Annotated in this window: 23 protein-coding genes; 20 read left to right on the top strand and 3 right to left on the bottom strand. The window is 40.4% G+C overall.

The window, feature by feature from the left end:
* A partial coding sequence (locus G322_RS23715) for a hypothetical protein (RefSeq protein WP_022941534.1) occupies positions 1-900 on the top strand: 900 nt, incomplete at its 5' end.
* 36 nt (positions 901-936) lie between these two features.
* Complete coding sequence (locus G322_RS0109345; RefSeq protein ID WP_022941533.1) at positions 937-1,518, top strand: Uma2 family endonuclease; 582 nt, start codon at positions 937-939, stop codon at positions 1,516-1,518.
* Between the two features lie 38 nt (positions 1,519-1,556).
* Here G322_RS0109345 and G322_RS0109340 read toward each other — a convergent pair whose 3' ends face one another.
* Together G322_RS0109340 and G322_RS0109335 are read right to left on the bottom strand one after the other, a co-directional pair.
* The gene (locus tag G322_RS0109340) at positions 1,557-2,624 is read right to left on the bottom strand and encodes a methyltransferase (RefSeq protein ID WP_022941532.1); all 1,068 of its coding nucleotides are present in this window, start codon (positions 2,622-2,624) and stop codon (positions 1,557-1,559) included.
* A 13-nt stretch (positions 2,625-2,637) separates the two neighbouring features.
* Positions 2,638-3,882 (bottom strand): NAD(P)/FAD-dependent oxidoreductase, encoded by a 1,245-nt coding sequence (locus G322_RS0109335; RefSeq protein WP_033422092.1) that lies wholly within the window; start codon positions 3,880-3,882, stop codon positions 2,638-2,640.
* A gap of 169 nt (positions 3,883-4,051) precedes the next feature.
* Between G322_RS0109335 and G322_RS0109330 the strand changes: the two genes are divergently transcribed.
* The 18 genes from G322_RS0109330 (at position 4,052) to G322_RS0109245 (ending at position 20,397) form a co-directional block, all read left to right on the top strand.
* Entirely contained in the window at positions 4,052-4,774 is a 723-nt protein-coding gene (locus G322_RS0109330) for a beta-ketoacyl synthase chain length factor (RefSeq protein WP_022941530.1), read from the top strand.
* Positions 4,771-5,526 carry a lysophospholipid acyltransferase family protein gene (locus tag G322_RS0109325; protein ID WP_022941529.1) on the top strand — a complete coding sequence of 252 codons (756 nt, stop codon included), beginning with the start codon at positions 4,771-4,773 and terminating at the stop codon, positions 5,524-5,526. The genes G322_RS0109330 and G322_RS0109325 overlap by 4 nt, the downstream gene beginning before the upstream one ends.
* 19 nt (positions 5,527-5,545) lie before the next feature.
* Entirely contained in the window at positions 5,546-5,800 is a 255-nt protein-coding gene (locus G322_RS0109320; RefSeq protein WP_022941528.1) for a phosphopantetheine-binding protein, read from the top strand.
* A 9-nt stretch (positions 5,801-5,809) separates the two neighbouring features.
* Complete coding sequence (locus tag G322_RS0109315) at positions 5,810-6,070, top strand: acyl carrier protein (RefSeq protein ID WP_022941527.1); 261 nt, start codon at positions 5,810-5,812, stop codon at positions 6,068-6,070.
* Positions 6,067-6,639 carry a COG4648 family protein gene (locus G322_RS0109310; RefSeq protein WP_022941526.1) on the top strand — a complete coding sequence of 191 codons (573 nt, stop codon included), beginning with the start codon at positions 6,067-6,069 and terminating at the stop codon, positions 6,637-6,639. Before G322_RS0109315 ends, G322_RS0109310 begins: the two co-directional genes overlap by 4 nt.
* The gene (locus G322_RS0109305; RefSeq protein WP_022941525.1) at positions 6,620-7,987 is read left to right on the top strand and encodes an AMP-binding protein; all 1,368 of its coding nucleotides are present in this window, start codon (positions 6,620-6,622) and stop codon (positions 7,985-7,987) included. The genes G322_RS0109310 and G322_RS0109305 overlap by 20 nt, the downstream gene beginning before the upstream one ends.
* Positions 7,984-8,346 (top strand): ApeI family dehydratase, encoded by a 363-nt coding sequence (locus G322_RS0109300; protein ID WP_022941524.1) that lies wholly within the window; start codon positions 7,984-7,986, stop codon positions 8,344-8,346. Before G322_RS0109305 ends, G322_RS0109300 begins: the two co-directional genes overlap by 4 nt.
* Complete coding sequence (locus tag G322_RS0109295; RefSeq protein ID WP_022941523.1) at positions 8,343-10,040, top strand: glycosyltransferase family 2 protein; 1,698 nt, start codon at positions 8,343-8,345, stop codon at positions 10,038-10,040. Before G322_RS0109300 ends, G322_RS0109295 begins: the two co-directional genes overlap by 4 nt.
* Positions 10,027-11,580 carry an HAL/PAL/TAL family ammonia-lyase gene (locus G322_RS0109290; RefSeq protein WP_022941522.1) on the top strand — a complete coding sequence of 518 codons (1,554 nt, stop codon included), beginning with the start codon at positions 10,027-10,029 and terminating at the stop codon, positions 11,578-11,580. Before G322_RS0109295 ends, G322_RS0109290 begins: the two co-directional genes overlap by 14 nt.
* A gap of 35 nt (positions 11,581-11,615) precedes the next feature.
* A complete protein-coding gene (locus tag G322_RS0109285) occupies positions 11,616-12,050 on the top strand; it encodes an acyl-CoA thioesterase (RefSeq protein WP_022941521.1) in 435 nt (144 codons plus the stop codon).
* Positions 12,037-12,672 (top strand): outer membrane lipoprotein carrier protein LolA, encoded by a 636-nt coding sequence (locus G322_RS0109280; RefSeq protein ID WP_022941520.1) that lies wholly within the window; start codon positions 12,037-12,039, stop codon positions 12,670-12,672. The genes G322_RS0109285 and G322_RS0109280 overlap by 14 nt, the downstream gene beginning before the upstream one ends.
* Positions 12,673-12,769: 97 nt before the next feature.
* Entirely contained in the window at positions 12,770-15,070 is a 2,301-nt protein-coding gene (locus tag G322_RS20360) for an MMPL family transporter (protein WP_245542298.1), read from the top strand.
* The gene (locus G322_RS0109270; RefSeq protein WP_022941518.1) at positions 15,067-15,633 is read left to right on the top strand and encodes a DUF3261 domain-containing protein; all 567 of its coding nucleotides are present in this window, start codon (positions 15,067-15,069) and stop codon (positions 15,631-15,633) included. Before G322_RS20360 ends, G322_RS0109270 begins: the two co-directional genes overlap by 4 nt.
* A gap of 3 nt (positions 15,634-15,636) precedes the next feature.
* Complete coding sequence (locus G322_RS0109265) at positions 15,637-16,812, top strand: beta-ketoacyl-[acyl-carrier-protein] synthase family protein (protein ID WP_022941517.1); 1,176 nt, start codon at positions 15,637-15,639, stop codon at positions 16,810-16,812.
* Entirely contained in the window at positions 16,805-17,272 is a 468-nt protein-coding gene (locus tag G322_RS0109260; RefSeq protein ID WP_022941516.1) for a hotdog family protein, read from the top strand. The genes G322_RS0109265 and G322_RS0109260 overlap by 8 nt, the downstream gene beginning before the upstream one ends.
* Positions 17,265-17,990, top strand: a complete 726-nt coding sequence (locus G322_RS0109255) for a 3-ketoacyl-ACP reductase FabG2 (RefSeq protein WP_022941515.1) — start codon at positions 17,265-17,267, stop codon at positions 17,988-17,990. The genes G322_RS0109260 and G322_RS0109255 overlap by 8 nt, the downstream gene beginning before the upstream one ends.
* A complete protein-coding gene (locus tag G322_RS0109250; RefSeq protein WP_022941514.1) occupies positions 17,990-19,225 on the top strand; it encodes a beta-ketoacyl-ACP synthase in 1,236 nt (411 codons plus the stop codon). The genes G322_RS0109255 and G322_RS0109250 overlap by 1 nt, the downstream gene beginning before the upstream one ends.
* Positions 19,225-20,397, top strand: a complete 1,173-nt coding sequence (locus G322_RS0109245; RefSeq protein ID WP_022941513.1) for a hypothetical protein — start codon at positions 19,225-19,227, stop codon at positions 20,395-20,397. Before G322_RS0109250 ends, G322_RS0109245 begins: the two co-directional genes overlap by 1 nt.
* On the opposite strand, the gene G322_RS0109240 is transcribed toward G322_RS0109245, so the two are convergent.
* A complete protein-coding gene (locus G322_RS0109240) occupies positions 20,398-21,072 on the bottom strand; it encodes a DUF2161 domain-containing phosphodiesterase (protein ID WP_022941512.1) in 675 nt (224 codons plus the stop codon). It lies immediately after the preceding gene.
* Positions 21,073-21,332: the final 260 nt, after the last annotated feature.

Here is a 21,332-nt window from a genome sequence, read left to right as displayed (position 1 = left end):
TATAGACAGTTTGATCTTTTAAATTTAAATTTCAACTTAATTTTCCTAAATGAGAAGTCTTTTCAAAGATCATGGGTATATACGCAGGAACAGCAGGTTGATATTAAAGCCGCCTGTAAATTAGTTGCACCTAAATTTATTCGCCGCACTGATGATTTTATTCAACTGGCTATTTTAGGTGTTGAGCAGATTAAGCGAACCACAACCATTCCTCCGAATAGTGCTCTCTATCTCACCTCTGGTCAGGGAAATTTAGGTGTTTTCCAACGTTTATGTGAGCAACGTTTTATTGAAAAATCACCCCCAAAACCGGTTGATTTTATTAATTCTCTAAGCAATAGCGCAGGTTTTTATGTTAGCCAGTTTCTTCATTTAGACAGTAAAAACAGTAACTTATCTCACCTTAACTTTGTGGTGGAGATGGCACTGTTATTAGCAAAAAGTGATCTGCTGTTAGGCAAAGAGGAAAGCATCCTTTTAGGCGGTGTAGATCAGTTATTGCCATCAAGCGAATTTTACCGTGCGACACTGGGTTTAGATAACGCAATGCCACTGGCTCAAGGCAGTAACTGGATGTTACTCAATAACAGTGAAAAAGGTGCATTAGCGCGTTTAGCGTTAGAAAACAGAGAGATGGATAGAGATGAATTAAATGAGTATTTAGCTGCGCAACGGGGTGAATATCAGTTAGCTTTTTCACTGTTAATCGATGAGCAAATTATTCATTCACTTTTACAAGAAACAAAGCAGCATCGTTTCTTTTACGAAGCTGAAACAGGTTTTTATGAAACGGTACTGTTATACGCTTTAAACCAATTTATTTTGCATGGGCAAGGAAAGCTGTTGTTTATTGATTACTTTGAAAGTCACTATCGCGTGATAGAGATTGAACTATGTTAAGCTTATTGTTAAATCCCCCTTTTGATGGAGAAATAGATGCCAGATATTAAAATTGATCAGTTCATGACGGAAGAGCAATATTTAGCCGCTGAAATCAACAGTGAAACGAAACATGAATATGTTAATGGACAGATAGTTGCCATGGCAGGTGGCAGTAAAAATCATGATCGTATCTCTGGTAATGTTTTAAGCGAGCTTCATCAGCATCTAAAAGGATCTCCTTGTGAGACATTTGGTACTGATGTAAAAGTAAAAACCTCTGCCAATAACTTTCGTTATACCGATGGCATGGTGGTGTGCACCGACTCTGGTAGTGATTTTTTTACTCAAACACCCGTTATTATTGTGGAAGTATTATCACGTAGCACTCGCCATATTGATAAAGGGGCTAAATTGTTGGAATATATCAACATGCCTTCAATGCAAGAATATGTGATTATTGAGCAAGATATTGCATCGGTGGATGTTTTTAGGCGCAGTGATGGTTGGGTGCTTAAAAATTATGTATTAGGAGAAAATATCTATTTTGAATCGATCGACCTGACTTTATCAGTAGAAGATATTTATTACCGTATTGAGAATGAAGATATGAGTGATTTTTTAGCATTGAAAAAGTAAAAGGCAACGACGATTACCTTTTACTTTTTTTAGTAAACTTAAACCGCCTCTAACTCTAGCAGTGTATGCCCTAAACCAATATCATCAGTTCGCTCAATAACTTTAAATCCTGCTTGCTCTACAATCTCTAAGAAATCATCACTGCGGTAAAAACGGCTATTACCGTTGGCTAAACAGGTAAAGTAAAGTGACGTGGCATTAAGGCTTAAGGTGGCAGCTTCGTATTTTTGTGCATCCCAAAACAGCTCTAAAATATACACTTTAGCGTCCGCTTTCATCGCTTTGCGTACGCGTTGTAAAATACTCAGAATTTCCATTGGAGAGAAACAGTCTAAAAATTGACTCATCCACCACACATCAGCGCCCGTTGGTAGGGCTAATGTTTTATCGAGCATATTCATTGGGTGGTTTTTGATGCGCTCGGAAAAACCTGCATCAGCGGCATTTTTCATTGCCACTTCAATCTGTTGAGGAAGATCGATAATGGTCATTTCAACATCTTTATCGTAATTAACACACTGCAGAGACCATTTTCCTGTGTTGCCTCCAATATCAAAAATACGCTTTGGTTTGTGCTCAAATACTTTTTTAAGTAATAAAGGAAAAGAGCGATCAGAGTAAAAATGGTCAAATTCAAACCAGCTTTTTTTGGCTTTTTCAGGTAAACGTGAAAGTCCCTCATAAATCGTTGGCCAGTCACCTAGCTCTTTCAAACCAGCAGGTGTGCCCTCTTCAATCGCTTCCGTTAGGTGCATCATAGCTGCATAACAAACATCGGCAGTGAAATCTAAATTGGCACGCGTCATCCCATCATGCAGTAAAAAATAACCGAGTTTAGCGATGATGTAATTTGGTTTGTCCCAAGTCACGATATGCGCGCTGAGCGCCATGTCTAATAATACTTTGACGCCATACTCGGAAACACCTGATTGTTCGCTAATCTGTTGAGCATTAAGGCCATTTTTATCTGCATCGTCTAATACCTTTAAAATACCTAAGTCGCGTAGGGTGCGCGCGGTATGAAAAGTGATCGGTGCAAAAGCAAGTTTCTGTGCTTCTGTTTTTGCTTGCAATGCAGTAAAGGGGTCATTTTTATAATTTGTCATTTTAGAGTTCTTTTTAAGGTTTACAGAGTTCAAAAACAGTGTTTAAACGGCGGTATGGGTCTGTTACAAAAGGATTTTTTTCATCCCAAGCGTACCCTGCTAAGATGGAGCAAACCATCTCTTTTACTTTTTGATTGGGTTTGGGGTATAAAATGACCTCTTGAAATTCTCCTGAATACCAGCCTTCAACATAACAGCGAAAAGCATCAACACCGACCATTAACGGTTTGGCATAATCATCGATCCAATTGACTGTTTCACCTGCGAATTTTTTGATCAGTGTATCGGTTGCCAGCTCTGCTGATTTCATGGCGATAGTGACACCTGATGAAAACACAGGGTCAAGAAATTCACCCGCATTGCCAAGTAGTGCAAATTTATCATCACACAGTGTTTTCACGTTGGCAGAGTAACCTAAAATATCACCAAACTGATTGGGATAGTTTGCATTTTTAAGGATACGCTTTAATCCTGCTTCCTCGTTAATCAGTTGTTGTAATGCTCGTTTATTATCACTTGGGTAGTTGGCTAAAAAAGATTCTTTTGCCACTACACCGACAGAGCATGTGCCGTTACTAAAGGGGATTAACCAGTACCAAACTTCACTATTATCAGGATGAATAGAGATAAGAATTTTATCGCGGTCAAAATAACCATCATCAATAATGTTATCTTCTACATGGGTGAAAATTGCTTTTCGTGGTGCGAGTGTTGAAGGTTCTTCAAGGTCTAATAAACGTGGTAAAACGCGTGCAAATCCACTGGCATCAAGCACAAAATCGGCTTCAATTTGATATTGTTGACCTGTTTTATCAACAATGGTGAGCAGGGGTTTATGTTCAATGTTGATATTTAACACTTCATGTTGATAACGAAGTTCAACACCTTGATTTTGTGCTTCATCAGCAAGTAGTTTATCAAAATCTCCACGTTGTACTTGGTAGGTAGTACCCGCACCCGCAGTGAATTTTTTAGTGAAATCGAATTCACTAAAGCGACCATCATAATGAAAAGCCGCACCATTTTTTAATTGAAAATTACCTTTTTCAACGGCATCTAACATGTTGGCTTTTTTGATCACTTCCATGCAAGCGGGCAGTAAACTTTCACCAATAGAAAAACGTGGAAAAAGTGACTTTTCAATAACAATCACATCAATATTTTTTTGTTTAAGTAGTGCTGCCGCCACTGATCCAGAAGGACCTGCGCCAATGATAACCACTTGAGTCTGTTGTTTTTTTAACACAATAGAGTCCATTTAAAATAATAAAGGGCTATTCTAACTTGTTGATAAAAAAATGTTGATGTTCATATCAAATAATTATACGTAAACTGTTTTTTTGGGGAGGGCAAAAGATATTAAAAAGCCATTGAAAATGCTACTATTTAAAAAATTATAATCCCTTTCTTTGGTATGTTTTTATAAAATGAGTTCAATAAACTTTAATATAGATAGTTGGCTTGCCCTCTCTCCTGGTCTTTTAACGCGTGATGAGTGGCATCATTGGTCAAATAATCATCAGCAGTGGCCAGTCGAACCAATGCCTGTTGTGGCAAGCCTAATCAAACCGATGATGCGCCGTCGCATGAGTAGTTTAAGTAAATTAGCCCTGCAAACTGCACTGCAAATAGCAATCGATCAACCTGTCGATTATATTGTATTCTCTAGTCGCCACGGTGAATTAACACGGACGGTTAAGTTAATCGAAGAGATAATGGCAGGTGATGATGCATCGCCAATGGCATTTTCACAATCTGTACATAATACGGCTGCAGGATTGTTTACCATCAGCACCCATCGAGCAACACCTGTCACCTCTTTAGCCGCGGTTGAAAGTACACTGCATCACGCACTGATTGAAGCCTCAATCTACCTACAAGAAAATCCAACGCATCATGTTTTGCTGGTGGATTTTGATGAGCCTTTACCTACCCCTTATCAGCAGTATGAAAAGCAAAATTATCAAAGTGTTGCATTTGCAGCCCTTTTAAGTGCAGGCAAGCAATACCAACTTTCATGGGAAAAAAGCAACGCACCTGTTGAGGAGCAATTACCACAAAGCTTTGCCGTGATCGATTATCTGCTTAATGATGAAAAACAAATCAATATTACCGACAACCGTTTACAATGGTCGTGGACTTGTCAATGATGAAAATTAACAAATATTGGCGGATAGTGGCAACCGGTTTTTGTTTTTTATTGTTTGCTATTGGTGGTTTGATATTAACCTTTATTGTTTTTCCGGTGCTTACTTTTTCGATCAAGAATAGAGAATTGCGCGAGTTAAAAGTACAAAAAATAATTCAAATGGCCTTTTTCCTGTTTTGTGAAACGATGCGAATTACAGGTGCATTAGATTATAAAATAGTGGGTAGCGAGAAATTAAAGCAGGATAAAAACTGTTTAATCATCGCAAACCACCCTAGTTTGATCGATTATGTGTTGATCACCTCACAGCTTAAGCAGTGCGATTGTTTGGTTAAAGAGGCTATTTGGCGCAACCCTTTTATGCGTGGGGTGGTCAGCTCTGCGGGTTATATTGCTAATAAAGATCCCGAAACGCTGTTAACGAGTTGTGCAGAACGATTAAACAAAGACCATGTATTGCTTATTTTCCCAGAGGGAACACGCACCACCGCGGGTATCACCCCTAAGCTACAACGTGGCGCCGCTCAAATTGCGCTAAAAACAAAGTCCGATCTGCGTATCGTGCATATTACGGTTGATCCTGTTTTTTTAACTAAGCAGAGCAAGTGGTATCAAGTTCCTGACACAAAACCCTTTTTCCTTGTGGAAGTTAAAGATAAAATAGCAATAGCAGACTTTATAAACAGTGAAGAGTCACCTTCATTAACGGTTAGAAAATTAAACAGACACTTAGACAGTGTTCTTTTCCCCTAAAAAATAGGTAATTAGACAGATGCAACAGCTTGAAACGGAATTAAAAACACTGATTATTGAAGCGCTTAATCTTGAGGATATGAGCATTGATGATATTGAAACCAAAGAGCCTCTTTTTGGAGAGGGTCTGGGATTAGATTCAATCGATGCCTTAGAGTTAGGACTGGCGATTAAAAAGCAATATAGCGTTGTGATTGATGCGGATGATACCGAAACACGTCAACATTTTTCTTCGGTTGAAAACTTAGCAAAATATATCAGCACCAACAGATAAGGTTTAAAGATGAAAGAGTTAAACAGAGACGAAATTTTTATTGAAATTAAAAAAGCATTAATTGATCTTTTTGAGCTTGAAGATGCCGATATTCAGTTAGAAACCAAACTCTACCAAGAGTTAGATTTAGACAGTTTAGATGCCGTTGATTTAGTGGTACATCTACAAAAATTAACCGGTAAAAAAATCAAACCTGATGAATTTAAATTGGTGCGCAGCGTAGAAGATGTTGTCAATTCAGTTGAAAATTTACTCAAAGAAAAAGAGTGAAACCTTTAACACTGCTCTCTGCTCTGGTTTTATTAGTTTACCCTTTTGCCGTTTATTACGGATTAAATCAATGGGGAATTGGCGCAGTTGCGGGTGTCTTAGGTTTACTGTTTTTACTGCGCATGATCGGTGGCAATCAAACACGTTTACGTGAACTTAAATATATTGCTTGGTTGAGTGGCGGTGCAGGGTTGCTATTAACGCTACTCGCTTTCATATTTAAAAACAGTAGTTGGTTTACCTATTACCCGGTGATTGTAAATTTATTGATGTTGATTTTATTTACGCACAGTTTATGGCAAAAAGAGAGCATGGTTGAGCGTTTCGCACGTTTACAAGAGCCTGAATTACCCGATTATGCGGTTACTTATACGCGCACTGTCACCAAAGTATGGTGTCTGTTTTTTATCGTTAATGGTGCTATTGCGCTCTCAACAACCTTTATGTCGTTGCATTATTGGACGCTTTATAATGGTTTGTTAAGTTACCTGTTTGCAGGTCTTTTGTTTGCAGTAGAATTTGTTGTACGTTTGAGTGTGAAAAGAAAATATGAAAAAAAGGGACTTTAATTCACTAGCGAATTTGTTGCTTGCTGATCGTGGTGAGTTGTGTGTTTCATTTTCAGCAGATAAAAATATAAAGTGGAAATGTTTTTTAGATGATATCGCCACATTAGCGAATCACATGAAAGATAAACCTTATCAAACCGTTGCTATCTGTTGTGAAGATAGTTACCTGTTTACTGTCGCTTTCTTTGCTTCGCTTTATGCCAATAAAAAAATTGTTTTACCAGGTAATCATCAACCTGCAATGTTGAGGTCATTATCTTGTGAATTTGATCTGCTGATTGACGATGGTGTAGTGAGCGATAAAGTGGGGTTTGAATCAATTACATTGCCTCTTTGTGCCAATAAATCGACTGACTTTACTTTTTTTGCGCTTGATCTAAGTGCCCTTTCACTCACTCTGTTTACATCAGGTTCAACGGGTTCTCCCAAAGCGATATATAAAACACTATTAATGCTCGATGCTGAAATTTGTGCGTTAGAAAAACAGTGGGGTGAGTTACTCAGTGATTCTTCCATTGTTAGCACTGTCTCACATCAGCACATTTATGGTTTACTGTTTCGTGTTTTATGGCCGTTATGTGCAGGACGTGCTTTTGCCTCGCATGATCTTATCTATCCCGAACAAGTAATAAAAAATGGCGGTCAAAAACAGACCCTGATCAGTAGCCCTGCGCTATTAAAAAGATTACAGCCCGAAGAGATAAAAACAGATTATCGTGCTGTTTTCTCATCGGGAGGCCCGCTGTTAAAAAGTGCCGCAGAGCTATGTAAAGAGATGTTAAATCAACATGCGATAGAGGTTTTTGGTAGCACAGAAACAGGGGGTATCGGTTTTCGTCAGCAAATAGAAACAGATTCAGCGTGGTCTTTTTTTCCCGATATAAAAGCAAAATTAGCAGATGAAAATTGTTTGAGTTTACTCTCCCCTTGGTTAAGTGAGGGAGGCGGTGATTATTATCAAACCTCGGATCAATGTGAACTGTTGCCTAATCACCAATTTAGACTTAAAGGGCGCATTGGTAGCATCGTTAAAATCGAAGAGAAACGTATTTCACTGATCGAAGTGGAAAATCATCTTAATGAACTTGAGTGGATTGTTGAGAGTGCCGTTATCGTCGTAGATGAACCGCATCGCATTACATTAGGCGCGTTACTTACCCTAACAGAATTGGGTGAGCAAACATTATTAACGCTGGGTAAAGGGAAATTTTGGATTAAATTACGCCAAGCATTACGTCAGTGGGTAGAGCCTGTGGGTATTCCACGCCATTTTCGTTTGATTAACGAGATCCCGATGAACAAACAGGGCAAACGTTTACAGCAACAGATAGCAGAGTTATTTAAATGAAAAAAGAGCCACAAAAAGCAACCATCATTGAGCAAGAAATAGTAAAAAACAGTGCGATGTTATTATTGCGTATTGATCCTGAAATTAGCTATTTTAAGGGACATTTCGATAACTACCCCATTCTTGCTGGTGTCGTACAGATTGACTGGGCGCTTTACTATGCAAAAGAGTTACTTGGTGCGGACACTGTTTTTGCAGGTATGGAGGTAATTAAGTTTCAACAACCTATTCTGCCCAATACAGAGGTGCTACTCACCCTGCGCTGGGAAAAAGAGAAACAGAAACTCTATTTTAGTTATAGTTCGGGCGAAAACAGCAACCACGCTTCTGGACGCATTAAATTAGAGCCGTCGTTATGAGTGTATTTAACCCCTGTTTCCTTATTCCCTGTTACAACCACGGTAAAGCCATGATCGCAGTGGTGGATACGTTATCAGAGCGCTTTGATTACCCGATTATTATTGTCGATGACGGCAGTTGTGTTGAAACACAAGCCATTATTGATAGGTTAACAGATAACGTCACGGTGGTTCGCCTTGCCACTAACCAAGGCAAAGGTGGCGCTGTAATGGCGGGACTGAAAAAAGCACAGCAGTTGCATTTTAGTCATGCACTGCAGATAGACGCAGACGGGCAACACGATTTAAGCTCATTAGTTACCTTAATTAAAGAATCACAACACTATCCACAAGCGTTGATTTCTGGTCGTCCTATCTTTGATGAAAGTGTACCCAAAGGGCGTTTATACGGACGCTATGTTACCCATATTTGTGTGTGGCTGGAAACGCTCTCTTTTGAGATAAAAGACAGCATGTGTGGTTTTAGATCTTACCCTGTTGATGCACTAAATGAGGTGATAAACAGAGATTCGCTGGGTAAACGCATGGACTTTGATATCGAAGTGATGGTGAAAAGTTTTTGGCGTGATATTGAGATCCGTACAATTGATACCAAAGTTATCTACCCTGAAGATGGCATCTCCCATTTCCAACCTTTGGCTGACAATATGCGTATCAGCAAAATGCACACTTGGCTTATCTTTGGCATGTTGACGCGTATTCCAACATTATTAACGCGTAAAAAACGACTGCAAAAACAGTTAACTCATTGGTCAAAACAGCGCGAATCTGGTACCTATTACGGCATGAAACTGATGCTCTTTGTTTACTCATTGTTTGGGCGACAAGTTTTTAAATGCTGTTTAAAACCTGTGATGCTCTATTACAGCTTGTTTGCAAGGCAATCTATTCGCATATCCAGCCAGTATTTAAATAACCTTAAACATTATGCCGAAGATAATGAGATTGTATTGCCTAAAAATCTCACTGTTTATCGACACCTCAGCTCTTTTGCACAAACAATGCTTGATAAACTTGCTGCATGGAAAGGTGATTTTTCACTAAAAAACCTCACCATTCACAATCCAGAGATAGTAAAACAGGCAAAAAGCGAATCACGAGGTTGTGTGGTTTTAGGCTCTCACTTAGGTAATTTAGAGTTGTTTCGCGCGTTGAGTAAACGCCATAAAGATCTTAAAATAAATGCACTGGTGTTTACAGAGCACGCAGAAAAATTTAATGCCGTGATGGAAGCAGTGAACCCCGATGCAAGTTTGAACATTATTCAGGTCAGTAAAATAGGTCCTGAAACGGCTATTATGTTAGATCAAAAAATAGAAGCAGGTGAATGGGTGGTGATTGTCGGTGATCGCACCTCAGCAGGTATCGAAAGTAAAGTGCTATGGTGTGATTTTTTAGGCAAAAAAGCGCCCTTTCCACAAGGCCCTTTTTTATTGGCATCCATATTAAAAGCCCCTGTTTACCTGCTGTTTGGTTTACGTGATGACAGTAAAAAAGAGGCACATTTCGATCTCTACTTTGAACATTTTAGTGAACAGATAAAGCTGCCACGCGGTCAACGAGAGCAAGCATTACAAACGGTCGCACAACAATACGCACAACGCTTACAACACTACACATTAAAAGCGCCACTACAGTGGTACAACTTTTTTGATTTTTGGAAATTAACTGGTACAGATGATGACAACAAATAAACAGCAACAACAGAAAAATATTAAATTTGGTACAGGACGTTTAACCATTGAAGATATTGTGTCTCTTTCTGAGGGTGCGAATGCAGAGATGAACAGCAGCCCTGAGTTTATTGCCAAAATAGACCGAGGCGTGGCATTTTTAGAGTCTCTGCTTAAAGAAGATGGCGTTATTTATGGTGTGACTACGGGTTATGGTGATTCTTGTACGGTTGCTATTCCACCAGAGCTTGTGGCTGAATTACCCCTGCATTTGACTCGTTTTCACGGTTGTGGTTTAGGTGCTAATTTATCTGAAAAGCAATCTAAAGCGGTATTAGCAACGCGTTTATGTTCATTATCACAAGGTGTTTCTGGTGTAACACATGATCTGTTAAATCAGATTATCACTTTGATTAATTTAGATATTTCACCACGTATCCCAGAAGAAGGCTCAGTGGGTGCAAGTGGCGATTTAACCCCTCTTTCCTACTTAGCTGCGGTATTAATTGGCGAACGTGAAGTGATTTATCAAGGACAAATTCGTCCGACCGAAGAAGTGTTTGCTTTGCTTAATATCAAACCTATCGTATTACAACCTAAAGAGGGTTTAGCGTTGATGAATGGCACGGCAGTGATGACCGCCCTTGCTTGTCTTGCGTTTAAACGTGCAGAGTATCTTGCAAAAATGGCCACCAAAATTACTGCAATGGTCTCGGTTGCGATGCACGGTAATGATTTTCATTTTGATGAAGCACTGTTTGCGGTCAAACCTCATGCTGGGCAGCAACAAATTGCAGCGTGGTTGCGTCGCGACTTGAAAGCTGAGTGTCCGCCACGCAATAGTGATCGCTTACAAGATCGTTACTCTTTACGTTGTGCGCCACACGTGATTGGTGTTTTACAAGATACGCTACCGTGGTTACGCTCTATGATTGAAAATGAGCTAAACAGTGCCAATGATAACCCGATTATCGATGGTGATAATGAGCGTGTATTACACGGTGGTCACTTTTACGGTGGTCATATTGCTATGGCAATGGATACTTTAAAAGTCGCTGTCGCGAACCTTGCTGATCTACTTGATCGTCAAATGGCACAGTTAATGGATTACAAATTTAATAACGGCTTACCGTTTAACTTAACCGGTGCAACAGGCGCTCGAAAACCGATTAATCATGGTTTTAAAGCGGTGCAAATTGGCGTTTCTGCGTGGACGGCGGAAGCGTTAAAAAATACCATGCCAGCGAGTGTTTTCTCACGCTCAACGGAGTGTCACAACCAAGATAAAGTCAGCATGGGTACGATTGCTTCACGTGATTGTTTACGTATTTTAGTGTTAACTGAGCAAGTGACGGCTGCATGTTTATTAGCCGCCACACAAGCGTTAGTGATTCGTAAACGTGAAAAAGAACTCGATGAATCGCACTTTAGTGAAGGCTTAAAAACCATGATGGAAGCGGTGCTCAGTGAGTTTACCTTTGTCGATGAAGATCGCCCGTTAGAAGCTGATTTACGCCACTTCATGACCTTGATTCAAACTGAGAAATGGGATCTTTATTAACCCCTCAGTTTTGTAATTCAATATAAGGAGTCGATATGATTAATCAAGAAGTAGATTTAAGTGCAGAATTAACACTCATTACCTCGTTTCAAGATGCAGATCCGATGGGCGTTATCTATCACGGTAACTACTTTCGTTTTTTTGAGGAAGTGCGCCGTCTGTTGATGGAAAAGATCAATTATAACTATCGCGATATGATTGAGTCGGGTTATGCTTGGCCGGTGATTGATAGCTATGTGAAATATGTGCGTGCTATTCCCTTTAACCATGAAATTCGTATCACTGCAAAGTTAACGGATTGGGAAAACTACCTACGTGTTGAGTATGTTATCTATGATGCTAACACCGGGCAACGCATGACCAAAGGGTATACACGCCAAGTGGCGGTTGATATGAAAACAGAGGAGATGTGTTTTGCTTCTCCTGATCTTATTAAAGATAAACTGGAGCCTTATTTTGTTGAAAAGTAAAGAGTTGCAAAATAACGTGTTTAAAAAAATAGCGTTTATATTGTTGTTCTCATTTTCGTGTTCACTTTCAGCACTCACGCTTGAGCAACTGCAACAAAAATTGATGACCGATCAGTTGTTACGTGGTGACTTTAGCCAATCGAAAACGTTACAAATATTTGAGCACCCCCTACTTTCTAGTGGGACTTTTTTATTAAGTCACCAGCAGGGGTTGGTTTGGAAGCAGGCAAGCCCTTTTCCCGTTGCATTAGTCTTAGCAAAAGATAAGTTATCACAACAGTTTTTGGATCAAGCGCCTGACGTTATCGAAGCGAAAGATAATCCGATGGTGTTCTACTTTAGTCATCTATTTTTATCGTTATTTAAAGGCGATATGAATGCATTAAAAGCGCAGTTTGAGTTGACGCTAATAGAGGTAAAGGGGCATTGGGTACTGCTACTTAAACCTAAGTCTGCACCACTTAATAAAGTATTTTCCAAGATAGAGATAAAAGGCAATAAGCAGATCCAGGGATTAAATCTTGTTGAGTTGAATGGTGATGCCACCACGATTACCTTCACCAATATCAGCACTCAACCAGCACAATTAACTGAGCAAGAGAAAGATGTTTTCAACTTCTAAGCGTTTCTTTAGGAATCGTTACAAAATAACTTGCGATAAATTGTTTCCAAAAAGCCTTAAATTACTGGTTATTTTAAAAACAAAATCGCAAGTAATTTTGAAGCCGATCCTTATTTGGGCTATTTTTATACTTTTTTGCTCTGTGTTACTTGTTCAGCAAACACTTTTACAAGATAAAAGCCCGATTGAAACCAACATATTGGCACTATTGCCTGAAAACCAACAAGACCCGCTGGCACAGCAAGCGTTTAATCAGATTGCTAATAATATTAACAATCGGGTGGTGTTTCTACTGCAAGGAAAAAATAGAGATACGTTAGTACAAGCGGCTGACCATTTTTCAGAGAACCTCATCAAACTGCCTCTGTTTAATGAGGTTGAGGCACAGATAAGTGAAGCAGATCAACAAGCATGGGCATCACTCTATTTCCCTTATCGCGCACAATTATTAAGTGAAAAAACCAAAAGCCAGTTACAAAAATCAGCTGCATCACGAGTCTTACATGTAGTCAGGCAGGTTTACAGTCCTTTTGCGGGGGTTTCGGGTGGAGAGCTAAAGTCTGACCCTTTTTTATTGTTTCGAGACTATCTGAGTAGTCGTAATAGCAGCAATAGTCATTTTTCACTGTATCAAAACTACCTGCTAAGCAGTGTTGGAGATGATTTTTATATCGTCATTCAAGCCTCTCTGGCGGGGGATGCTTACGACACCCAACTACAACAACAGCTTCCACAACTGCTCGCACTTGAAGCCTCTGTTGAGCAAGTGTTTCACGTGAAACTGTTGCACACGGGCACACTCTTTTATGCAACTTACGGTACGGAGAGCGCAAAGGGTGAAATAGGCACTATCGGTATAGGCTCTTTAATCGGGGTGCTTTTACTGTTGTTACTGGTTTATCGCAGTAGTTTACCGCTACTTTTAGCCTTGCTCTCTATTGGTTGTGGTTTACTGGTGGCGTTTGTGGTGACCGTGTTGGTGTTTGGTAAAGTACATCTTTTCAGTTTGGTGTTTGGGGCCAGTTTAATTGGTGTTTCTATTGATTATGCTTTCCATTATTTAACCGAACGTTTGATGCATCAAGGTGAATGGGATGCCAAGCGCGCTTTAAAGAAAATATTTAATGCTATCACTTTGGGGCTTGTGACCAGTTTAATTGGTTATCTGGGATTATTAATTGCTCCCTTCCCCGGTTTACAACAACTCTCACTGTTCTCTATTGTGGGGTTAAGCAGTGCTTATTTAACGGTTGTTCTCTGTTATCCGATGCTTGCCAAAAGCCCCAGTAAAACATCCCCTCCTAACTTAATGATGTTACATAGGTGGTTACAGCTTTGGCAAAATAAAACATTACGTTTTATTTTACCCAGTGGATTGATGGTAGTGGCACTGTTAGGTTTAACACAGATCCAATTTGATGATGATATTCGTCAACTGCAAGCGATGCCTGAAGCCTTAAAAGCACAAGAGCAGAAGATAAAAGAGGTGACGGGTGTTGGCCAACAACAAACTCTGCTATTAGTCAAAGCCCCGAGTGATGAACTGTTATTACAACGCTTAGAGCAATTATCAAGACAGTTTGAACAGTGGGAAGTGTCGGGAGAGATAAAAAGCTTTCAAGCGATTAGTCAATTTATTCCCTCCATTAAAAGCCAGCAACAGAGCTATGCGTTGATAAAATCGCTTTATGAACATCAAGGTGAAACACTCTCTAAAAAGTTAAACTTTTCAGAGCAGATTGTGTTTAATCACTCTTTTTCTCCACTGTTGATCGAACACTATTTAAGTTCTGCTGTTGCTAAGCCACTTGGCTTTTTATGGTTAGGATCTATTGGGCAGCAGAGTGCTTCGGTGGTTATTATTAATGATATTAAAAACACGGCGTTAATTGAAAATTACCTACAGCAACAAAAGGCCGTAAGCGTTTTAGATAAAGGCGCAGAAATATCCTCAATATTTGCCCATTACCGACTCTTTATCAGTGAGATGTTAGCGGCTGCTTACTTTGCTATTGCGCTTTTGTTAATCTGGCGTTACGGGTTTAAATTGGCATTTAAAATATTAACCCCTCCGTTTATTGCAGGGGTTGTTGCGCTTGCTATTACGGTTGTTTTTGCTATTCCAATTACCATCTTTAACCTATTGGCGTTGCTGTTAGTATTAGGTATCGGCATTGATTACACGCTATTTTTTGCCGAGCAAAAGCAAAAATCAGAGAGCGCAAACACCCTGCTTGCTATCACCCTTTCTGCTATCACCACTGTGTTATCATTTGGCTTATTGGCATTAAGCGAAACACAGGCGATTCATGGCTTTGGTGTCACCGTTTTTACAGGTATTGTGGTGGCGTGGTTATTAGCGCCGTTAGCGATGCAAAGAGAGCATCAAATCAAATGAAATTAATCCTATTAAGCACCCTATTTTTATTAACGGCTTGTTCAATGCAAGCGCAGCGCCATTCAGTACAAGTTGAAATTGCCCCCCAACAGTTTGTGACATTGCCTTCTCCTGCACAATTACAGCAACGCATTAATGTGAGCCAGTTAATCAGTGCGCAATGGGGAGATAAGAAACAGCAAAAATTATTAGTGCAACTACAGGTCGATGAAAAACAGGTGGTGCTTGCTGGATTTTCTGCTTGGGGAATGAAATTATTAAGTTTGAATTATTCAGGTGAAGAGATACAAACCGAGGTGCTAGCAGGACTTGCTGAATCGTTACCCAAACCAGAGCAAGTGCTGTTTAATGTGATGCTCTCTATTTGGCCTGTAGAGGCGTGGCAATTACCCTTACAAAAAATAGGCTGGAAACTGCAAGAGAATGGGTTGCAACGTCTGTTATTAGATGAACAAGATCGGCTGGTGGTGATCATTGATTATCAAAAAAAACCTTATCTTGATGGCAAGATAACTTTTCAACATCAAACCTTACATTACACCGTGATTATTGAAACGAATTAAAATATGAATAATGGACAGATATATATTCACGCCATGGCGATGAACAGTGCGCTTGGCGAGACTAAAAAAAAGCAAATAGCGACCCTTTCAGGGCGAGAGCCTGCAACAATGTGCCTTGAGTCTGGTTGGTTAAATGATGGTAAAGAGACGGTTGTTGGGCGAGTGAAAGGCTGCCTTCCTGAAATTGAAGCGACTTTTATCCATAAAAACAGCCGTAATAATCGTTTGGCACTCTCCTCTCTCTTACAGATAAAAACACAGATTGAGCGGGCGATAAAACAGTTTGGTGCGGAGCGTATTGCGGTGATTGTCGGTACAAGCACTTCAGGCATTAGCGATGGTGAAATAGCATTAGCGGCTAATTTTCCTGACGATTACCATTATCATCAACAAGAGGTGGGCAATTTAGGGCAGTTTGTGGCTGACTATTTTGCTATCTCAGGACCCACTTATACACTCTCAACCGCGTGTTCTTCTAGCGGTCGTGTTTTTCTCTCTGCGAAAAGAATGTTAAATGCTGGATTGGTTGATGCGGTGATTGTCGGCGGCTGTGATACCTTATGTAAATTAACCTTGAATGGTTTTCATGGATTAGAAGCGCTTTCAACAACGGTATGTTTACCGTTTAGTGAAAACCGTAAAGGCATTAATATTGGTGAAGCCTCTGCGTTTATGCTGTTATCAAAACACAAAAATGACAGTGGTTTAGCACTGTTAGGTGTTGGTGATAGCTCTGATGCCCATCATATTTCAGCGCCACACCCAGACGGCAAAGGCGCAATTGAAGCGATGCAAAAAGCGTTACAAGAGGCACAGTTAAGCCGTGATGATATCGGTTATATCAATGCCCACGGCACAGCCACCAAACTCAACGATGCGATGGAAGCGAAAGCAATTTACAGTGTGTTTGCTGATGGTGTACCTGTGAGTTCAACAAAGCCATTAACAGGGCATACATTGGGTGCTGCCTCGATGGTTGAGGCGCTGATCAGTTGTTTAGTATTAACAGAAAAATTAGATTTACCAGAGCAGATAAATGATGGCTGTTTTGATGGTTCGCTGGCACCCATTTGCTTTGTCAAAAAAGGACAATCGTTAAAATATCCCGCTATTTTAAGTAACTCTTTTGCTTTTGGTGGCAATAATATTAGTTTGATTTTTGGAGTGTGTGATGTCTAAGTTTCCCGATGTAGCGAGCCTTGTGCCACATCAAGCACCGATGATCTTGATAAACAACTTAATTACCGTTGATGAAAATAGCATTCATTGTCAGGTATTTATTGGTGAAAAAAGCCAGTTTTTTGAGCCTAAAACAGCGCGTGTTGGTGCGTGGGTGGGTATCGAGTATATGGCGCAAACCATCTCTGCATGGTCTGGCTACCAAAGTTTTTTAAAAAATGAACCCTCACCGATTGGATTTCTTTTAGGCAGTCGCCGTTATCACAGTAACACGCCCTTTTTTGAAAAAGGAACAACGCTGGATATTTATGCAGAAAAACTACTTGAAAATGAAGGCATGGGTGTCTTTACTTGCTCAATAAGATGTGCAGATAAAGAACTGGCAAACGCGCAATTAAATGTATTTGTACCTAATGCACAGCAGTTAGAAGAGATGTTAAAAGGAAAAAACAATGATTAAACAAGTATTAGTAACAGGTGCGAGTAAAGGCATTGGTCGTGCAATCGCACTGCAACTCGCCAAAGATGGTTTTACTATCGCCGTGCATTATAGGGGTGATAAAAACGGTGCGTTAGCCACCCTTGAGTCAATTAATGAGCTGGGTGGAAAAGGTCGCATTTTACAGTTTGATATTAGCGACAGAGCGCAATGTCGAGAGGTTTTAGAGGCTGACATTGAAACGCACGGTGCTTATTATGGTGTGGTCAGTAATGCGGGGATCACTAATGATACGGTATTCCCTGCCATGACAGGCGAAGAGTGGGACAGTGTGGTGCATACCAATTTAGATGCCTTTTACAATGTGTTGCACCCTTGTATTATGCCCATGGTGCAGTTGCGTAAAGGGGGGCGAATTGTCACTATGGCCTCTGTTTCTGGGCTGGTGGGTAATCGCGGTCAAACTAATTATAGCGCTGCCAAAGCAGGCATTATTGGCGCGACTAAAGCGTTAGCACTTGAAGTTGCTAAACGTAAAATCACCGTCAATTGTGTGGCACCGGGTTTAGTGGATACGGGCATGGTGAATGATGAAGTGAAAGAACATGCAATGCCGCTTATTCCGTTACGCCGCATGGGGAAACCTGAAGAGGTGGCAGGTTTAGTGAGTTATTTAATGTCTGATGTGGCGGCTTATACCACACGTCAGGTGATCAGTATCAATGGAGGAATGGTGTGATGGAACTGCGTAGAGTTGTAGTAACAGGCATGTCGGGTGTGACTGCATTTGGTAATGATTATTCAAGCGTACAGGCAAAATTAAAAGCCTGTGAAAATGCCACGCAATACATGCAAAGCTATGAAAAATATGATGGTTTAAATACCAAGCTTGCTTGTCCAGTGGATGATTTTGAAGTGCCTGCTCATTATAAGCGCCGTCAAGTACGAGGCATGGGGCGTGTGGCATTAATGGCAACGGTGGCATCAGAAAGTGCGTTAAAACAGAGTGGCTTAATAGGCAATGAGATATTAACCAATGGGCAAACGGGGGTGGCTTATGGTTCATCAACGGGTAGCCCGCCAGCAATTGGTGCATTCGCGGTCATGTTAACGGAAAATACCACTAAAGCGATCACTGCCACTTCGTATGTGCAGATGATGCCACATACCGCTGCTGTAAATGTCGGGCTGTTTTTTGGTTTACGTGGGCGTGTTATTCCTACTTGTAGTGCGTGTACTTCAGGTAGCCAAGCGATTGGTTATGCTTATGAAGCGATTAAATATGGTAAGCAAACCGCAATGGTTGCGGGTGGAGCAGAAGAGCTGTGCCCAACAGAATCGGCAGTATTTGATACTCTGTTTGCCACCAGTTTGAGAAATGATGATCCTAAATCTACCCCGAGTCCTTACGATAAAGACCGAGATGGTTTAGTGATTGGTGAGGGTGCAGGCACATTAGTGCTCGAAGAGTATGAACATGCTGTGGCGCGTGGCGCAACTATCTATGCAGAGCTGGTGGGTTTTGCAAGTAACTGCGATGCTGCTCATATTACTCAACCACGCAAAGAAACGATGCAAATTTGTATGGAAATGGCGCTTCAAGATGCTGATTTAAGCGCAGATAAGATAGGTTATGTTTCTGCACATGGCACAGCAACAGCACGCGGTGATATTGCTGAAACCAAGGCCACTGAAGGTGCGTTGGGTAAAAATGTACCAATCAGCTCATTAAAAAGTTACTTTGGACATACCTTAGGGGCATGTGGTGCGGTAGAGGCGTGGGTTGCCATTGAAATGATGAATGATGGTTGGTTTAACCCCACTCTCAACCTGAAAAACATCGATCCTGAGTGTGGAGATTTAGATTATATCACCGGCAGTGGACGCACGCTTGATTGTGATTATGTGATGAGTAATAACTTTGCTTTTGGTGGCATTAATACTTCACTTATCTTTAAACGAATCAACGAGTAATGCGTTTGTTGATTGTTATCACCGCCCTGTTACTCAGTGTGCGGGCGCTTGCATGGGAGACAGATCAATATACCTTACCCACTCAGCCTCTTGCAGAAACAGGCGCTGAAGTGAGCACATTTGTTTACCACAAGTTGCAGGAAAGTCTGCGTTTGGCAAACCAAAAAAGAGCGAACTATCCAGATAAAATTAGACAATTAAAAATCGCGCTTGTCGCACAACAGAAGCAACTCGCGGATATCAAGCCTTTTGCTTTGCAAAGTCCTGCGGGTTGGCAAAAAGATCAATTGCTCAGTGATATACAGCAAAAAAAATCACGATTAGAGAGCTATCAACAAGATTTCAAACGTTATCAAACGCAACAATGGATGGCGGAACTGGTTGCAAATAAAGTGGGTCGTGCGATTGCTGTTGCCGAAAAACAAGATGCGATATGGGGTAATAATACTCAGTTAACACCTTATACGATGGGCATGAAAGCGGATCGTCAGGTGCTCTTTTACCCGGATCGCCTCGATACTGTTTATGCGTATGCGGGTTTTCATCGTTTATTACATGCCAGTTATTTCATCCTTTCCTCCACTATAAAGCTCTATGATACGGAACTGGGCATGGATAAGTTAGGACACCTTTTTAATGAAGGTTTCCAATATTACCTACTATATCAACGTGCTAAACAGAGCGGTGCGACTGATCGGGAGGCGTTACAAAAAGCGGTCAATTGGGGGATGAAAACGGAAGATTCTTACTATGGAAGTTGGGTCAGTGGCATCTACTCGAATGCGGATATGGCCAGTAATTATGCAGGATTACATTTTTATCTTAATCTGTTTGCGCCATTAACCTTAAATGGAACGACTTATCCACCAATTCTAGATCAAGATAAACAGGGAAATTACCATCTTAATCCGGTGCAGAGCAATCAACCCGAGCAACTGTTAAAACGGTTTATTAGTCATCATATGAATGAAGCGTTAAATCCCTCAAGTTTAGAGTATTTACAATATGTGGTTGTGAAAGAGGCGGTAAAGAACCGTTGCCCCGCATGGCTAAAAAAATACCCTGACTCTGGCCTGTTATCCTCAAAAACATCACAGTTAATACGCTGGAATGGAGATGATTATGGCTTTGATGCCGAGAATACCATTTCTATTTTAGCCTCTTGTTTCTAGCTATTTTAACCAATCAGGCAACTCTTTTTTCCCTTTTAGTGAAAGTTGATAAATGCCGCGTTCAACCTTTTCAAACCAACCGTAATAATTATGGCTTAAAAACTGAGTCGCTTGTGCTTCATCAATGGCTTTTTTAATCTCTGCGCCTTTGGCCACTGGGTGAGTTAAAAAATATTGTGCTACACGAATACAGCGCTGACGATAAGCGGTTAACCCCGCTTTTACTCTAGTAGAGCCACCCTTTTGGGTATCACCAATACGTAACGTAAACTCCTTTAACAAACCTGCCTGTTTACGTTTGTTTTTGCGTGGTGAATAATCCTGTGGATCAAAAACAACTTCCACATATTGTGCTGTTTTTTGGATATCCACGATCATTAAACCAATGCCTAAACGTTTAATGAGTTTTTTTACCTGTTTACTCTGTTTTTTATACAGAGTGCACTGTTTAGGAATCGCAATGTAAACCGTATCGGCCAGTGAAAAACGATCTACCGCTTGTAATAATAGAGTGATGTTGAGGTTTAGTTTGAGTTCAATGATGATTAACTGCTCACCCTTTTGAGCAACAATGTCACAATCTTTTATCTCTCCCTTTACTTCAAAACCTAAGGTTTGTAGATGCTTTTTTATCGGTAAATAGAGATCACTCTCTTGCAGTTTAGTTGCTTTCATTAATCAATCTGGAAAATAGGGCGATGTTAATAGTATGCAGACAATTGTTACAATGGGCTCTATTATTTTAGTTTTTTTTAAAAAAGTCGCTTAATTTGTGATCCGTCTATGCTTCCCCTGCACGGTAAATTCTTTTTTTATGAAGACAGTTGTCATCAATGTAACTACTTATACCAATCCGCCTAAGTACTGGTTTAAATTACCAATATCTGCGTTGCATTCAATCGCAATAGCCGGCTATTACTCAATCATGCGCCTTG

It is taken from the genome of Psychromonas hadalis ATCC BAA-638 (assembly GCF_000420245.1).
Classification (GTDB): Bacteria; Pseudomonadota; Gammaproteobacteria; order Enterobacterales; family Psychromonadaceae; genus Psychromonas; species Psychromonas hadalis.
This window is presented reverse-complemented; position numbering and strand designations above follow the sequence as displayed.

What these genes read in the sequence shown, in the direction of transcription:
- G322_RS0109345 (WP_022941533.1), top strand. Translation starts at nt 937, where the DNA reads ATGCCAGATATTAAAATTGATCAGTTCATGACGGAAGAGCAATATTTA.
- G322_RS0109340 (WP_022941532.1), bottom strand. Translation starts at nt 2,624, where the DNA reads ATGACAAATTATAAAAATGACCCCTTTACTGCATTGCAAGCAAAAACA.
- G322_RS0109335 (WP_033422092.1), bottom strand. Translation starts at nt 3,882, where the DNA reads ATGGACTCTATTGTGTTAAAAAAACAACAGACTCAAGTGGTTATCATT.
- G322_RS0109330 (WP_022941530.1), top strand. Translation starts at nt 4,052, where the DNA reads ATGAGTTCAATAAACTTTAATATAGATAGTTGGCTTGCCCTCTCTCCT.
- G322_RS0109325 (WP_022941529.1), top strand. Translation starts at nt 4,771, where the DNA reads ATGATGAAAATTAACAAATATTGGCGGATAGTGGCAACCGGTTTTTGT.
- G322_RS0109320 (WP_022941528.1), top strand. Translation starts at nt 5,546, where the DNA reads ATGCAACAGCTTGAAACGGAATTAAAAACACTGATTATTGAAGCGCTT.
- G322_RS0109315 (WP_022941527.1), top strand. Translation starts at nt 5,810, where the DNA reads ATGAAAGAGTTAAACAGAGACGAAATTTTTATTGAAATTAAAAAAGCA.
- G322_RS0109305 (WP_022941525.1), top strand. Translation starts at nt 6,620, where the DNA reads ATGAAAAAAAGGGACTTTAATTCACTAGCGAATTTGTTGCTTGCTGAT.
- G322_RS0109300 (WP_022941524.1), top strand. Translation starts at nt 7,984, where the DNA reads ATGAAAAAAGAGCCACAAAAAGCAACCATCATTGAGCAAGAAATAGTA.
- G322_RS0109295 (WP_022941523.1), top strand. Translation starts at nt 8,343, where the DNA reads ATGAGTGTATTTAACCCCTGTTTCCTTATTCCCTGTTACAACCACGGT.
- G322_RS0109290 (WP_022941522.1), top strand. Translation starts at nt 10,027, where the DNA reads ATGACAACAAATAAACAGCAACAACAGAAAAATATTAAATTTGGTACA.
- G322_RS0109285 (WP_022941521.1), top strand. Translation starts at nt 11,616, where the DNA reads ATGATTAATCAAGAAGTAGATTTAAGTGCAGAATTAACACTCATTACC.
- G322_RS0109270 (WP_022941518.1), top strand. Translation starts at nt 15,067, where the DNA reads ATGAAATTAATCCTATTAAGCACCCTATTTTTATTAACGGCTTGTTCA.
- G322_RS0109265 (WP_022941517.1), top strand. Translation starts at nt 15,637, where the DNA reads ATGAATAATGGACAGATATATATTCACGCCATGGCGATGAACAGTGCG.
- G322_RS0109260 (WP_022941516.1), top strand. Translation starts at nt 16,805, where the DNA reads ATGTCTAAGTTTCCCGATGTAGCGAGCCTTGTGCCACATCAAGCACCG.
- G322_RS0109255 (WP_022941515.1), top strand. Translation starts at nt 17,265, where the DNA reads ATGATTAAACAAGTATTAGTAACAGGTGCGAGTAAAGGCATTGGTCGT.
- G322_RS0109250 (WP_022941514.1), top strand. Translation starts at nt 17,990, where the DNA reads ATGGAACTGCGTAGAGTTGTAGTAACAGGCATGTCGGGTGTGACTGCA.
- G322_RS0109245 (WP_022941513.1), top strand. Translation starts at nt 19,225, where the DNA reads ATGCGTTTGTTGATTGTTATCACCGCCCTGTTACTCAGTGTGCGGGCG.
- G322_RS0109240 (WP_022941512.1), bottom strand. Translation starts at nt 21,072, where the DNA reads ATGAAAGCAACTAAACTGCAAGAGAGTGATCTCTATTTACCGATAAAA.